The sequence below is a fragment of the Phytopseudomonas daroniae genome (assembly GCF_004327285.1).
Taxonomy (GTDB): Bacteria; Pseudomonadota; Gammaproteobacteria; order Pseudomonadales; family Pseudomonadaceae; genus Aquipseudomonas; species Aquipseudomonas daroniae.
This window is the reverse complement of the sequence record NZ_QJUI01000024.1, coordinates 25,972-39,888: the sequence shown is the minus strand read 5'-3', so window position 1 is coordinate 39,888 and position 13,917 is coordinate 25,972. Positions and strand designations below refer to the sequence as shown.

General features: G+C 62.9%; 13 protein-coding genes. 5 read left to right on the top strand and 8 right to left on the bottom strand.

The genetic code is table 11. From position 1 onward, the window contains the following. Positions 1 to 87: 87 nt before the first annotated feature. Entirely contained in the window at positions 88 to 1,071 is a 984-nt protein-coding gene (locus DNK06_RS21730; protein WP_131182079.1) for a FecR family protein, read from the bottom strand. Further along, a complete protein-coding gene (locus DNK06_RS21725) occupies positions 1,068 to 1,655 on the bottom strand; it encodes an RNA polymerase sigma factor (protein WP_131182078.1) in 588 nt (195 codons plus the stop codon). The genes DNK06_RS21730 and DNK06_RS21725 overlap by 4 nt, the downstream gene beginning before the upstream one ends. A gap of 158 nt (positions 1,656 to 1,813) precedes the next feature. Here DNK06_RS21725 and DNK06_RS21720 point away from each other — a divergent pair, with 158 nt between their 5' ends. Together DNK06_RS21720 and DNK06_RS21715 are read left to right on the top strand one after the other, a co-directional pair. Next, a complete protein-coding gene (locus tag DNK06_RS21720) occupies positions 1,814 to 2,488 on the top strand; it encodes a DUF1028 domain-containing protein (protein ID WP_131182077.1) in 675 nt (224 codons plus the stop codon). 107 nt (positions 2,489 to 2,595) lie between these two features. Continuing rightward, positions 2,596 to 3,144 (top strand): cysteine hydrolase family protein, encoded by a 549-nt coding sequence (locus DNK06_RS21715; RefSeq protein WP_131182076.1) that lies wholly within the window; start codon positions 2,596 to 2,598, stop codon positions 3,142 to 3,144. A gap of 141 nt (positions 3,145 to 3,285) precedes the next feature. On the opposite strand, the gene metE is transcribed toward DNK06_RS21715, so the two are convergent. After that, positions 3,286 to 5,583 (bottom strand): 5-methyltetrahydropteroyltriglutamate--homocysteine S-methyltransferase, encoded by a 2,298-nt coding sequence (gene metE / locus DNK06_RS21710; RefSeq protein ID WP_131182075.1) that lies wholly within the window; start codon positions 5,581 to 5,583, stop codon positions 3,286 to 3,288. A gap of 198 nt (positions 5,584 to 5,781) precedes the next feature. On the opposite strand from metE, the gene DNK06_RS21705 reads away from it, so the two are divergent. The 3 genes from DNK06_RS21705 to DNK06_RS21695 all read left to right on the top strand — a co-directional run bounded on the left by DNK06_RS21705 (position 5,782) and on the right by DNK06_RS21695 (position 9,364). Beyond that, positions 5,782 to 6,600 carry an AraC family transcriptional regulator gene (locus DNK06_RS21705; protein ID WP_131182074.1) on the top strand — a complete coding sequence of 273 codons (819 nt, stop codon included), beginning with the start codon at positions 5,782 to 5,784 and terminating at the stop codon, positions 6,598 to 6,600. Between the two features lie 45 nt (positions 6,601 to 6,645). Then, positions 6,646 to 8,052, top strand: a complete 1,407-nt coding sequence (locus DNK06_RS21700) for an NAD(P)/FAD-dependent oxidoreductase (RefSeq protein WP_131182073.1) — start codon at positions 6,646 to 6,648, stop codon at positions 8,050 to 8,052. A gap of 235 nt (positions 8,053 to 8,287) precedes the next feature. Next, the gene (locus DNK06_RS21695; protein WP_131182072.1) at positions 8,288 to 9,364 is read left to right on the top strand and encodes a polyamine ABC transporter substrate-binding protein; all 1,077 of its coding nucleotides are present in this window, start codon (positions 8,288 to 8,290) and stop codon (positions 9,362 to 9,364) included. 82 nt (positions 9,365 to 9,446) lie between these two features. On the opposite strand, the gene DNK06_RS21690 is transcribed toward DNK06_RS21695, so the two are convergent. The 5 genes from DNK06_RS21690 to DNK06_RS21670 all read right to left on the bottom strand — a co-directional run bounded on the left by DNK06_RS21690 (position 9,447) and on the right by DNK06_RS21670 (position 13,890). Then, a complete protein-coding gene (locus DNK06_RS21690) occupies positions 9,447 to 9,830 on the bottom strand; it encodes a cupin domain-containing protein (protein WP_131182071.1) in 384 nt (127 codons plus the stop codon). Between the two features lie 81 nt (positions 9,831 to 9,911). Continuing rightward, a complete protein-coding gene (locus DNK06_RS21685; RefSeq protein ID WP_131182070.1) occupies positions 9,912 to 10,724 on the bottom strand; it encodes an AraC family transcriptional regulator in 813 nt (270 codons plus the stop codon). A gap of 238 nt (positions 10,725 to 10,962) precedes the next feature. Next, positions 10,963 to 12,255 (bottom strand): PQQ-dependent sugar dehydrogenase, encoded by a 1,293-nt coding sequence (locus tag DNK06_RS21680; RefSeq protein WP_131182069.1) that lies wholly within the window; start codon positions 12,253 to 12,255, stop codon positions 10,963 to 10,965. Next, positions 12,252 to 12,680 carry a DUF2231 domain-containing protein gene (locus DNK06_RS21675; protein ID WP_131182068.1) on the bottom strand — a complete coding sequence of 143 codons (429 nt, stop codon included), beginning with the start codon at positions 12,678 to 12,680 and terminating at the stop codon, positions 12,252 to 12,254. The genes DNK06_RS21680 and DNK06_RS21675 overlap by 4 nt, the downstream gene beginning before the upstream one ends. Before the next feature lie 310 nt (positions 12,681 to 12,990). Next, on the bottom strand, positions 12,991 to 13,890 hold the full coding sequence (locus DNK06_RS21670; protein ID WP_131182067.1) for an AraC family transcriptional regulator: 900 nt from the start codon (positions 13,888 to 13,890) through the stop codon (positions 12,991 to 12,993). Positions 13,891 to 13,917: the final 27 nt, after the last annotated feature.

The following is a 13,917-nucleotide window of genomic DNA, read 5'->3' as shown; positions in this document are numbered from 1 at the left end:
TGCGAACTAGTCGCATTCAAACCACTACACGGATGCCGGATGGGTTTACCTCAGTTGCGTTCGCGATTTTTTTGCCTGCCGGCCAATTCAGCGCAGGATCAGCAGACGCCCGAACAACTGATGTTGCTCGAAACCCAGCACATTCTGCAGAGCGGCGAGCACCTCCAGCGGATCGTTACTGGAGAAACTGCCGCTGACGCGGCGCTGGGCCAGTTCGCTATCGAGTAGCAGAATGCGTCCGGGGTAGTAGCGCTCGAGTTCGCTCAGCACCTCGCCGAGCGGCACCCGATAGAAACTCAGACGTCCATCGCGCCAGGATGTCGTCGCCTCGGCATCCACGCTGCGCAAGTGCTCGCTGAAACCGGCTGCGAAACTCAGTTGCTGGTTGGCGGTGAGAATCTGCGGCGCCTCGGCTGGACTGCCGCGCACCGCTACACGACCCTGCAGGACGGTGACACGGCCACCATCCTGCAACTTGCGCACTTCGAAACGAGTACCCAGCACCCGCGCTTCCCCGCCTGCCACAGCGACCGCGAAGGGTACGGCGGCTGGGGTAACGCGGAAGTAGGCAGTGCCACGGCGCAACTCGACATGACGCCCGACGGCGTCGTAACGCACCGCGATGGCACTGTCCGCATCGAGCACCACGGTCGACCCATCCGCCAGGGTCAGGTTGCGCACCTCCCCTGGTGCCGATACGTAGTCCGCGCCCAGGTCATCGACCCAATGCAGCGGCTGCCAGCCACTACCCCAGACCATCAGCGCCAGGCTGGCTGCCAAACTCAATGCCGCCGCTGCCCAATAGCGTCGCCGCCGTGGCGCCGGACGCAGGTACTGCTGCAATGCCTGCGCCTCTTCATTGGCCAGATTCTGCGCAACCGGGCGACTGAGCTGCCAGAGCGACTGCATCTGCACGAAGGCATCGACATGCTCCGGCGAGGCGGCCAGCCACTGCTCGAAAGCCATCTGCACCTTGTCGCCAGGCTGCCCCTGCAGACGGCCGAGCCACAGCCAGGCGTCCTGTTCGATGGCCGACAGTGATTCCTCCTGCAGGTGTGACTCGTGGCTCATGGCGCGGTGCTTCCAGATGTATGGCTGGCCGGCGTATCGATGACGCTGGCCTTGCAGGCTTCCAGGGCGCGCATCATATGTTTTTCCACCGCACTCTGGGAAAGCGCCATGCTGCGGGCTATCTGCCCATAGGTCTGACCGTGAATACGGTTGAGCAGAAAGATATGCCGAGTTCGCTCGGGCAATGCCCGCAACGCCGCGTCCACGCGGCGCAGATCATTGCCCGCCTCCAGGGCTGCGTCTGGCGAAATGCCGGTGTCGCCGCGCTGCTCGGGCAGCAGGCCCGCTTCATTACGGCTGCGCGCGCCCTCGCTGCGCAAATGGTCGATGGCCAGGTTGTGGGCGCTGCGGATCAGGTAACTGCCCATGTCCTCGAGCGGTGCACTGGGCCGTCGCCAGAAGCGCAGAAACAACTCCTGCACGAGATCCGCCGCAGTCGCCCGACAACCGACACGTCGACGCAATAGCGCTTCCATCTGTTCGCGACGGGCGAGAAAGATGCGCAGAAAGGCATCGCGCTGCACCGGCTCCGTCGTGGACGGGTCGGGCTGGCGAGGCTCGGACGAAGATGGGTGATCGACCATGGGGTGGGGCTGCTCGTGACGATACCGCCAGAAGCGTGGCGGCAATCCGGCGAATGATAATGCTTATCAACAAATACCGATAGCTCTACGACGAGAGGCAAGCGGAACGATAGCGGGCAGCCTGTGGCCTAAGCCACACGTGCACAAAGGAGTCGCCCATGACCTTTTCCATCGTTGCCCGCTGCCCGCGCACCGGCCAGTTCGGGGTTGCCGCCGCTACCGCCATGCCCGCCGTGGGCAAACTGCTCAGCCATGCCGCCGCCAGAGCTGGCGCGGTAGCGACCCAGGCCCAGGTCAATCCGTACCTGGGCCTGGACGGGCTAGCGCTGTTACGCCAGGGCCATTCGGCGCCCGCAGCCCTGAAACGTCTGATGGACACCGATCCGTGCATGGAACTGCGCCAGTTGGCATTGATCGACCGGCATGGCGACAGCGTGTGCTGGACGGGCGATCAATGCATCCCGTGGGCCGGTTCGCTATCTGGCGAACAGTTTTCCGTACAGGGCAACCGCCTGGTCGGGCCGCAGGTGCTGGACGCTGTGGCCGATGCCTTTCGCCACGGTGAACATCGCCCACTGGTCGAGCGCCTGATCGACGCTCTCGCCGCAGGGGATGAACGCGGAGGCGATCGCCATGGCGAATCTTCGGCGGTGATCTATATCGTCGACCGCGAGGAGTATCCGTTGTGGGACATCCGCGTCGATCACCACCTTGATCCGGTCGCCGAGCTGTGGCGCCTGCACGGTGTATTCGCTCGCGAGGTACTGCCGGAAATTCTCGCCATGCCGACCCGCGAAAACCCCGCCGGCAAGGCGGCCGAAGACTCGGTCTGAAAACCGGCACCTGGGTATAGGAAAACACCTCAGGCTCGCCGGTCACCCGCCTCCCATATCGCTGGAGCACCGGCTAAGGTGTATGGCATCCATCCACGGAGAACACCATGAGCAAGCGCGCACTGATTCTGATCGATATCCAGAACGACTACTTCGCCGACGGCAAATGGCCGCTGCACGGCATCGACGCGGCAGCGCAGAACGCCGCACGCGTATTGGCGGCCGCCCGTGCGGCAGGCGACACGGTGGTGCATGTGCGTCATGAATTCCAGAGCGATGGCGCGCCCTTCTTCACCGCCGGCTCCGAGGGTGCGCACATCCATGGCAGCGTGCAGCCGCTGGCGGATGAACACGTGGTGCTCAAGCACAAGGTCAATGCGTTTCGCGACACGAACCTGAAGGCGCTGCTCGACAAGGCCGGTATCGAACAGGTCACCCTGGTCGGCGCCATGAGCCATATGTGCATCGACGCCGCCGCCCGCGCCAGCGCGGATTTCGGCTATGCCACCACAGTGATCCACGACGCCTGCGCGACACGCGACCAGGAATTCGAAGGCAGCCACGTCCCTGCAGCCCAGGTGCAGGCTGCCTATATGGCCGCACTGGCGTTCGCCTATGCGACCGTCACCTCGGCCGACCAGTATCTGGCCGACTGAACACTCGCTCGTGGGAGGCGCTTTAGTCTGTAGGATGGGTGCTAACCCATCGGCAAATTGATGGGTTACCACCCATCCTACATGCCTGTTTGCTGCGCGACGGCGCTGCGTCGAAGACGCAGAAGCCCCTCCCACCCTGGCTCAGGCCAGTTCCGTGCGCAGTTGCCGGGCCGCGGCGACCATATTGACCAGCGCCGCTTCTGTCTCCGGCCAGCCGCGAGTTTTCAGGCCGCAATCCGGGTTGACCCACAGACGTTCGGCAGGAATGCGGCGCACCGCCTTGCGCATCAGCTTGACCATCTCGCTGGTGTCCGGCACCCGCGGCGAGTGGATGTCATAGACGCCCGGGCCGATTTCGTTGGGGTACTCGAAGGCCTCGAAGGCTTCCAACAGCTCCATGTCCGAACGCGAGGTCTCGATGGTGATCACGTCCGCATCCATGGCGGCGATGGATTCGATCACGTCGTTGAACTCGCTGTAGCACATGTGGGTGTGGATCTGCGTCTCGTCGCGCACGCCACTGGCACACAGCCGGAAGGATTCCGTGGCCCAATCCAGATAATTCTGCCAGTCGGCCTTGCGCAGCGGCAGTCCCTCGCGGAACGCGGCTTCGTCGATCTGCACGATACGGATGCCAGCCTGCTCGAGGTCGACGACCTCGTCGCGAATCGCCAGGGCCAGTTGCCGAGCCTGCACTTCGCGGCTGACGTCTTCGCGTGGGAACGACCACATCAGCATGGTCACCGGGCCGGTCAGCATGCCCTTCATCACCTTGCCCGTGAGGCTCTGCGCATAGCGAATCCACTCCACGGTCATGGCCTGGGGCCGGCTCAGGTCGCCAAAGATCACCGCCGGTTTCACGCAGCGCGAACCATAGCTCTGTACCCAGCCGAAACGAGTGAACAGGTAGCCATCCAACTGCTCGGCGAAGTACTCGACCATGTCGTTGCGCTCGGCCTCGCCGTGCACCAGCACGTCCAGCCCCAGGCGCTCCTGAATCTCTACCGCATGGCGAATCTCGCTGTGCATGGCATCGGTGTAATCCCCCAGCGATAGCTTGCCCTGCTTGAAGGCCTGGCGTGCCAGGCGGATCGCCGAGGTCTGCGGGAACGAGCCGATGGTGGTAGTCGGGAACGGCGGCAGGTCGAGGCCGGCACGCTGTTTGGCGATACGTTGGGCGAACGGCGACGCGCGCTGGCTATCGTTGGCGGTCACCGCAGCCAGGCGTGCCTGCACCTGAGGCTTGTGGATGCGCGGTGAAGCCGCGCGGCTGGCCTGCACGGCGCGGCTCTCGGCCAGCGCGGCGCGCACTTCGGGGGCATCCGGCTGATTGACGGCACGCGCCAACACTGCCACTTCGGCGCATTTCTGCGTGGCGAAGGCCAGCCAGCTTTTCAGTTCGGCATCCAGTTGATCTTCACGCTGCAGATCGACCGGGCTGTGCAGCAACGAGCAGGACGGCGCGATCCACAGACGCTCACCGAGCCGGCTGTGCGCATGGCCGATCACCACCAGGGCGCTTTCCAGATCGCAGCGCCACACGTTGCGGCCGTTGACCACGCCCAGGGACAGCACCTTGTAAGCCGGCAGGCGGTCGAGGATGGTCGGGTACTGCTGCGGCGCGCGTACCAGGTCGATGTGCAGACCATCCACCGGCAGATTGGCCGCCAGGCCGAGATTCTCTTCCAGGCCGCCGAAGTAGGTGGCGATCAGTTTTTTCAGCGGCTCGCGCTGCAGGATGTTGTAGGCGCGTTCGAAGGCGTTCTTCCAGTCCTGAGGCAGGTCGAGTACCAGGATCGGCTCGTCGATCTGCACCCACTCCACGCCCTGCTCGGCCAGACGCTGGAAGATTTGCCCATAGAGCGGCAACAGGCGTTCGAGCAGTTCCAGTTTGTCGAAACCCTGGGCGTCTCCCTTGAGTTTGCCCAACCACAGGTAGGTCAGCGGGCCGATCACCACCGGCTTGACGTCATGGCCGAGGGCACGGGCTTCATCCACTTCCTCGAACAGTTGCTCCCAGCTGAGGGCGAACTGTTGGTCAGCGGTGAACTCGGGTACCAGGTAGTGGTAGTTGGTATCGAACCATTTGGTCATCTCTTGCGCATGGGCACCGCCACAGCAGGCATCCCCGCTCACGCCACGAGCCATGGCGAACAAGGTATCCAGGGTCGGCTTGCCACTGGCTGGGCGGAAACGCTCGGGAATCACGCCGAAAGTCAGGGAATGGGCCAGCACCTGGTCGTACCAGGCGAAGTCGCCGACCGGCAGCAGCTCGATGCCGGCGTCCTTCTGTACCTGCCAATGCCGCGCGCGCAGCTCACGACCCACGGCCCGCAGGCCGGCTTCGTCCAACTCGCCCTTCCAGAAGGCCTCCTGGGCTTTCTTCAGTTCGCGGTCACGTCCGATTCGGGGGAATCCGAGGCTATGTGCCAGGGCCATGGCGATATCTCCAATGCATAAATGATGGCGTGCATTGTCGAGGCCCATACCAAGTGAAACAAACTCAATCTATTAACGTTAAAAACAAATTTCACTCACGTTGATTGCACGCAGCTTATCCTGATCGCCCTCACCCGCCCACTTGAGGCCGCTTCAGGAGTCGGGCAAGCTGAGCCCTGCCTCCTGGACGAACCCGGCATGCTCGACGATCTCCCCGACGACCCCGCCCAGACCGAACGCACCCGCGAAATCGTGCTGCGCTACCACTTCAGCTGGAAGTACCGCGACCTGGATGCGGTGATGGCGCTCTATCATCCCGAGATCGAGTACAACGACTTCTTCCTCAATCGCCGCATGGGGCTGGGCGAGCTGCGCGACTACGTCCTCAGCACCATGCCTCGCCATCCCGACGAAGCGCTCGAACACACCGATCGCATCCGCATCGACGGCCACACGGCGTTCATTCAGTACCGCACCACGCTGCATGGTGGTGAGGGTCTGGTGTCGTTTCGCACCGCCGAAGCCATCACCGTGCGCGACGGGCTGATCTGGCGGGTCAACGAATATGCCTCCCTGGTGCATGAAGGCCAGGACGCACGGCCACCGATCCAGACCAGCGCGGCGATCAGCAAACTGGGACTGTCGACCCGACAACTGGGCTTCATGGCGCAGGATATCCAGGATTACTTCCTGCGTCGGCAGCCCTTTCTCGACCCGGCTCTGAGCCTGCAGCAGGTTGCCACGGCCACCGGCTACAGCCGCAACCAGATTTCCTACCTGCTCAACCAGGTGCTCGGCCAGAGCTTCTACCGCTACGTCAACCAGGCGCGCCTGCAGCATCTGCTGCAACGCCTGCAGGCAGGCAATGACCTGCGGCGCATGGACGAGCTGGCCTTCGAGGCCGGCTTCAATTCCCTGACCGCCTTCTACAGCACCTTTCGCCGCCACACCGGGATGACACCCAAAAGCTATTTAAAGGAGATGTACGCGCGGACACGCGCGCAAGACAACGCCTGAACAGGCTTCTAGTCTTGTTGCAGACATTCTGCGTGGAAGCGGTGCATGAACGACTGGCGCAACATCAGCCTGTGGATGGATCAACTGGATGAACCGCTGACGCCGCGCCCGTCGCTGCCCGGCGATATCCAGGCCGATGTGGCCATCATCGGTGCGGGTTACACCGGCCTGTGGACGGCCTATTACCTCAAGCGCCAGGCACCCAACCTGCGCATCGTCATTCTCGAGGCGAAGATCGCCGGCTTCGGTGCTTCCGGTCGCAACGGCGGCTGGCTGATGGGCAACCTGCTCGGCGAAGATCGGCTGCTCGCCGGCCTCTCCCCGCAAAGCCGACGTGAATCCTACGACCTGTTGCACGGCATTCCCGATGAAGTCGGCCAGGTGCTGCAACGCGAAGGAATCGACTGCGACTACCGCAAAGGCGGTGTGCTGTACTGCGCGGCCCGCTACCCGGAGCAGGAGCTGCGCCTGCGCGAATACCTGCGTGGCTATCGTGAAGAAGGCCTGGGCGACGACGACTACCGTTGGCTGCCCGCTGAGGAACTCGCCCAGCAACTGCGTATCCCCGGCGCCTATGGCGCGCTCCATACACCACACTGCGCGACCATTCAGCCGGCCCGGCTGGTGCGCGGCCTAGCCCGTTGTGTAGAAGCGCTGGGCGTGAGCATCTACGAAGGCACCCCAGCCCTGAGCTGGCAGGCCGGCAGCGTGCGCTGCGAAGCGGGCGAAGTGCGCGCAGACTGGATCGTGCCTGCCGTGGAAGGCTATGCAACCAACCTGCCACCACTCGGCCGCCACCAGATACCGGTACAAAGCCTGATCGTCGCCACCGAACCGCTACCGGCCTCGACCTGGGCAGAGATCGGCCTGGAGCGCGGCCAGGCCTTCAGCGAGACCAGCCGCCAGGTCACCTACGGCCAGCGCAGCCTCGACGACCGCCTGATCTTCGGCGCCCGCGGCGGCTATCGCTTCGGCAGCCGCCTGCGCAGCGACTTCAACCTCAACGACGAAGAGCGCGGCCTGCGCCGCTACCTGTTCAGCGAACTGTTTCCGCAACTGCGTACCGTGCGCATCACCCACGCCTGGGGCGGCAACCTGGGCATGGCGCGGCGCTTTCATCCGCACATGCTCTGCGACCGCAGCAACGGCATCGCCCTTTCCGGCGGTTACGGGGGCGAAGGCGTAGGCGCCAGCAATCTTGGCGGGCGCACCCTGGCCGACCTGATTCTCGACAACGACAGCCTGCTCACCCGCCAGCCCTGGGTGCGTCACGACACCCGTGTGCAGGATCTGCCGCGCTGGGAGCCGGAGCCCTGCCGCTGGCTGGGTTACAACGCCATCATCCGCAGCTTCGTGCGCGAAGACAGACTGCTGGCCGACCCGTCCAGTCGCCCGTGGCAGCGCTACATGGCGCAGCGCGTGGCCGGACTGATGGAAGGTTTCATGAAATGACTCTTCCCTTTCACCAGGCTGGCTCGAGCCATGAACATCGCCTCGGTCACTTACGCAGAATACGGAAGCGGCGTGAAAACCCGCATCTGTGAATGCATGCACGAACGACCGCGGGCGCGCTGAAACGGGAACAACCCCTAGGCGTGGGACATACAAGAAACGCTGCACAAAACCTATGTACTGATTTTCTGACTGCTGCCTCCACAAACATCGACAACAACAGTTGAGGTCTCCCATGCTGAAATCGCTTATCCCGCTGATGCTCGTCGCCTCGGTCAGCCAGGCGGCGCAGGACGTGCGCATCTACAACTGGACGGACTACATCGCCCCCGACACCCTGAAGAACTTCCAGCAAGCCAGCGGCGTCGCACCCCATTACGACGTCTACGACAGCAACGAAACCCTCGACGCCAAACTTATGGCTGGCCGCTCCGGCTACGACGTGGTCTTCCCCTCCAACCATTTCATGGCCCGGCAGATCCAGGGCGGCGCGCTCAAGCAACTGGACAAGAGCCAACTGCCCAACTGGCAGAACCTCAACCCGACGCTGCTCAAGGCGCTGGAAGGCAATGACCCCGGCAACCAGCACGGCTTCCCCTACCTGTGGGGCAGCACCGGCATCGGCTACAACGTGGAGAAAGTCAAAGCCGTACTCGGCGACGACGTGCCACTGGACTCCTGGGATCTGATCTTCAAGCCCGAACTGATGGCCAAGCTGGGCAAGTGCGGCGTGGCGATTCTCGACAATGGCCCGGAAATGCTGCCCATCGCCCTGCACTACCTGAGCCTGCCGCACCATAGCCAGGAGCCCGAGGATTACAAGAAAGCCGAAGCGTTGCTGATGGAGATGCGCCGCAACGTCGCCTACTTCCACTCCTCCAAATACGTGAGTGAGCTGGCCAATGGCGACATCTGCATGGCAGTCGGTTTCTCCGGCGACATCATGCAGGCCAGCGCCCGCGCCAAGGAGGCCGGCAACGGCGTCAACGTCGCCTACGTGATTCCCAAGGAAGGCGCGCCGATGTGGTTCGACATGATCGCCATCCCCAAGGATGCGCCCAACGAAAAAGCCGCCTACGCCTTCATGAACCACCTGCTCGAACCCGAGGTGATCGCCGGCATCAGCGACTACGTGCACTACGCCAACGGCAACAGCAAAGCCGACGCCCTGGTCGACCCGGCACTCAAGGCCGACGCCACTGTTTACCCGCCTGATGACGTCATGGAGAAACTCTATGCGCTGGAAGCCATGCCACTGAACATCGACCGAATCCGCACACGGATCTGGACCAAGGTGAAAAGCGGAACCTGAGGCAGCAATCTGCAGCAGCGATGGGCTGGCGTTCGCCATGAGCGCCAGCCGCTTCAGGTGTGCACCCCAGGGTCAACAGACCCTAAATCCAGCGATCATTCTGCGCCGTACGCTCACCCCCCTCATGGCCCGTATTCAAGACGCCTCGCGGTTCGATGAGCAGCAGCTTCACCTCCTTCTCGGCGTAAGGCTTGTGCTCGACGCCCTTGGGCACCACGTACAGCTCGCCACTGCCGAGCGTTACCTGCCCGTCACGGAAATCGAGGCGCAATTGGCCGTCGAGGACGAGAAAGGCTTCATCCGTCTCGACATGCGAGTGCCAGATGAAATCGCCCTGCAGGCGTACCACCTTGAACTGGTAGTCATTCATTTCAGCGACTACCCGGGGTGACCACTGCTCGGTGATCAGGCCCAACTTCTGCTCAAGGTTGACTGGCTGTTGCGATGCTTGGGTTTGCTTGAACATGGGAGGCTCCTCGTTTGGTTTTTCACCAATCTATCGAGGCACCGGGGAGCCTTCTTGTACGATCCTGCAAGCCGGGGTCTGTTAACGCGGCTTCACCATGCTCAGCCAACGGGCCGGGGACAGGCCGAAGCTTTTGACGAAATGACGCGTCATGTGGCTCTGGTCGAAAAAACCGGCGATCAGCGCCGCATCGGCCAGGCCGATACCCGCCAACAGCAACTCTCGACAGCGATCCAGCCGGCGCATCGTCACATAGCGATAGGGGCTGGTGCCGAACAACGCACGGAAATCCCGGGACAGGCTCCAGCGATCCCGCCCGCTGACATGCTCCAGTTCATCCAGGGTAATGCTGGCGCCGTTGCGGCCATGGATGTACTCCCTCGCCCGCTGCGCAGCGGGATAGTCGAAGGCGCGACGCCCCCGGTTTTTCCCGGCGACCGCTTCCAGCGCACGAGCGAGGTCGTAGATCGCATCGTCTTCTTCCAGGGGCTCGAGAGGATGATCCATCGCCTGCATGAACGACTCGGTTGCCCAGCGCAGGCGCAGGTCGTCGCTGAGCCCACCCGCGACAAAGGGCAGCGGTTTGCCGCCCAGCACCTGCTGGATCAGCAATGGATCGATATAGAGCATGCGATAGCGGAAGCCGTCCTCGGTACCCGCCATGCCGTCATGCAGCTCATCCGGATGCAGCACCAGCGTGCCGCCGGGAAGGCTGTGGCGCATCGCGCGGCGGTAACGAAAACTCTGCACGCCGGAAAGCGTGCGGCCAATGGCGTAGGAGTCGTGGCGATGCGGGTCGTAGCCGTGGCCGCTGAAATAGGCCTCTATGCGCTCCACCCGACCTGGCGCGTGACTGCGTAGCACCCAGTCCCGCCCGTTCGTATGCGTGCCCATGACTCGACCTCCCCGCCGCTGCGCTATCTGACGCAACAACAGTAAATCGCTTTGGGCTGGAAGTCTTTGCATACCTGCAGCGGTCTGAACGCAGCCATGTCATTACCGACCGCCCCATGCTTCAGCACGGGCTGGCAACGCACAAGCGACCGTCCACCACGAAGCGATTTCGCGGTGGACGGCAGCCGCCTCTCCAATCCAGCCCCCAGGGCGGCTTGCCCGCCCTGGGGCTCACGACTTACTGATTACGCGTCACCCTCCACACCGTATTGGCAAGATCGTCCGCGATGATCAGGGCGCCGCTTGGATCGACGGTGACGCCAACCGGCCGGCCACGGGTTTTCCCGTCGTCATCCCGGAAGCCCGTGGCGAAGTCGATCGGCTCACCGGCAGGACGTCCGTCATCGAACGGCACGAAGATCACCTTGTAGCCCACCGGATTGTCGCGGTTCCAGCTGCCATGCTCGCCGACGAAAACGCCGTTGGCGAACTGCTCGCCCATCTCGGGTATGGAAAAGTCGACACCCAGTGCGGCGACGTGGGAGCCCAGGCTGTAATCCGGCTTGATCGCTGCGGCTACCTTGTCCGGGTTGTCCGGCTTCACCCGCGTATCGGCGTTCTGGCCCCAGTAGCTGTAGGGCCAGCCGTAGAACTCGCCTTCACGCACCGAGGTCAGGTAATCCGGAACCAGGTCAGGCCCCAGTTCATCGCGCTCGTTGACCACGGCCCACAATTGCCCGGACTCGGGCTGAATCGTCAGCGCCGTCGGGTTACGCAAACCGGTCGCGTAAGGCCTGTGGGCTCCGGTCTCGGCATCGACCTGCCAGACCAGCGCTCGATCAGCTTCGACCTCCATGCCGCGCTCGCCGATATTGCTGTTGGAGCCAATACCCACGTAGAGATAGCGCCCGTCCGGGCTGACGGTCAGCGCCTTGGTCCAGTGGTGGTTGATCTCGGACGGCAGATCGGTGACCTTGGTCGGCGGGCCACCCGCTTCGGTCTGGCCTTCTTCATAATCGAAGCTGACCAGCGCATCCTGGTTGGCCACGTACAACTTGCCATCGGCGAAGGCCAGACCATACGGCGCGTTGAGGTTTTCAGCGAACACCGTCTGCACCTCGTAGGTGCCATCGCCATCGGCGTCACGCAGCAGCGTCAGGCGATTGCCACCCTTGACCTTGGTATTGCCCTGGGCCTTGATGTAGCCGGCGATCACGTCCTTCGGTTTGAGCTTCGCGGCGTTACCCCCGCGGCCTTCCGCGACGAGGATATCGCCATTGGGCAGGACGAGGGTCTGACGAGGAATCTTCAGATCGGTCGCGATCGCCGTGACGCTGAATCCCTCAGGCACCGTGGGCTTCTGATCGCCCCACTCCTCCGGTTCGGCAATCTTCATGCTCGGCAACAGACCGCGTTGTGGCTCCGGCAACTTGGGATCCGGGCCGCGATCCATGGTGGTCTCCGCTTCGCCGCCACATGCGCTCAGGAACAGCGCCATGCTCAGGGCAGTCAGTGCGCTTACATTTCTCATTCGACACCTCCCGAACGCAGGCCGCTGAGACCGATCCACGCGGTAACGCTGATCAGCAGGGTCACGATGACCGACAGCACCAGACTCGCCGGCATGACGGCCCATGCGTCTTTCGCATGTTCAAAGGCATTGACCAGCCCGAGCACCCAGGTGATCAGCAGCAACAGGAAATACATGACCGGTCGCCCGGCCTTGCGGTCAGCGCGGATCAGATTGGCCAGCGCGAACAACAGTGCCAGCCCGCAGAACAACAGCCCACCGGCAATAAGCCAGGCGGCGAAGTTGCTCCACTGAATCTGGAAGGTCTTGTAGTAGGCGATGTCACTCAGCAAAGCGCCGAGAAACAGGGGGACGGTTCCGGCAAGCAAGATCGCGTGCAGCGGGCTTGGTGTGCTTCGGTAGACGGGGTGGGCAGTGACGTTCACGGGCGGCTCCTTATCGTTCAGCGATCCTGGAGGCTCTGTGCGGGGGCATCGGCCCATCAGGCTCGCGCTGACTGCGCATAGAAAAGGATCATGCTGCCGGAGCGTTAGTTCACCTCCATTTCAGCGCGAAACATCTTGAAAAATGCCCCCGACGCTCTTGTCGTAGGGTAATAGCCACCGCCAATGCAGCGTTAACGCGACACCTCGTCAAAGTGCTGTGCGATCTCGGTGAGTGGATGATCCGTCCTTAGAACTGCACCTATTCTTGGAGGCCAGGAATAAAGCGTAAGCGGCTCGACTCCGAGCCCAATCATCCCGCAGACATTTCCGCAGCCCTGCGCAGCCGTCCGGCGTCCTTGGCCGGTGGCAGGCCGAACATGCGGGCGTAATGCCGGCTGAACTGCGAGGGGCTTTCATAGCCTACCCGGTATCCGGCACCAGCAGCATCGACCGCTTCGGCGACCATCAGCCGGCGTGCTTCCTGCAGCCGCAGCTGGCTACGGAATTCCAGCGGGCTCAGCGAGGTAACGGCCTTGAAATGTGCATGGAAGGTGGAGCGGCTCATGCCAGCGATATCGGCAATTTCCTCGATTCGGCAGGGTTCGCTGTAATGGCTGCGTAACCAGACGATGGCCTTGGCGATCTGATTCAGACGACTGTCGGCCTGCGCCATTTGCCGTATGACGCCGTTGCCGCTCCCGGTCAGAAGTCGGTACAGCATCTCGCGCGTCACCAGCGGAGCCAACGCTTCGATATCACCGGGTTTGTCCAGCAAACTGGCAAGCCGAGCCGCCGCATCCAGCAGTTCGGGGCTCGTATCGTTGAGCACAATGCCCGCGGCGGGCGCAGCATCGCTGGCGTCCGCAGAGGGATAGCGCAGCGCCAGATCGCTCAACGTGGCCATATCCAGATTGAGCACCAGGCACAGATAGGGAGCCACCTCACTGGCCTCGATGACCGCGCCGAACACCGGTAGGTGCACGGATGCGACCAGGTAGTTGGCCGCGTCGTACACATAGGCCGTGGTACCCAGCATCACGCGTTTGCGCCCCTGCACGATGAGGCACAGAGTCGGTTCATAGACCACGGGCATTGGCACCGTCGGCATGCTCGAACGAGCCAGGCTCACACCCGGAATCGGTGTCCGATGCATGCCGTCGGACGGCATATGGCGGCTGATGATATCGATCAGCGTTTCAACAGGGCTCATGCCTCCTCCTTGCAAGATCAGTGTGTA

Coding starts and splice junctions, on each gene's coding strand:
- DNK06_RS21730 (WP_131182079.1), bottom strand. CDS start 1,071: ATGAGCCACGAGTCACACCTGCAGGAGGAATCACTGTCGGCCATCGAA.
- DNK06_RS21725 (WP_131182078.1), bottom strand. CDS start 1,655: ATGGTCGATCACCCATCTTCGTCCGAGCCTCGCCAGCCCGACCCGTCC.
- DNK06_RS21720 (WP_131182077.1), top strand. CDS start 1,814: ATGACCTTTTCCATCGTTGCCCGCTGCCCGCGCACCGGCCAGTTCGGG.
- DNK06_RS21715 (WP_131182076.1), top strand. CDS start 2,596: ATGAGCAAGCGCGCACTGATTCTGATCGATATCCAGAACGACTACTTC.
- metE (WP_131182075.1), bottom strand. CDS start 5,583: ATGGCCCTGGCACATAGCCTCGGATTCCCCCGAATCGGACGTGACCGC.
- DNK06_RS21705 (WP_131182074.1), top strand. CDS start 5,782: ATGCTCGACGATCTCCCCGACGACCCCGCCCAGACCGAACGCACCCGC.
- DNK06_RS21700 (WP_131182073.1), top strand. CDS start 6,646: ATGAACGACTGGCGCAACATCAGCCTGTGGATGGATCAACTGGATGAA.
- DNK06_RS21695 (WP_131182072.1), top strand. CDS start 8,288: ATGCTGAAATCGCTTATCCCGCTGATGCTCGTCGCCTCGGTCAGCCAG.
- DNK06_RS21690 (WP_131182071.1), bottom strand. CDS start 9,830: ATGTTCAAGCAAACCCAAGCATCGCAACAGCCAGTCAACCTTGAGCAG.
- DNK06_RS21685 (WP_131182070.1), bottom strand. CDS start 10,724: ATGGGCACGCATACGAACGGGCGGGACTGGGTGCTACGCAGTCACGCG.
- DNK06_RS21680 (WP_131182069.1), bottom strand. CDS start 12,255: ATGAGAAATGTAAGCGCACTGACTGCCCTGAGCATGGCGCTGTTCCTG.
- DNK06_RS21670 (WP_131182067.1), bottom strand. CDS start 13,890: ATGAGCCCTGTTGAAACGCTGATCGATATCATCAGCCGCCATATGCCG.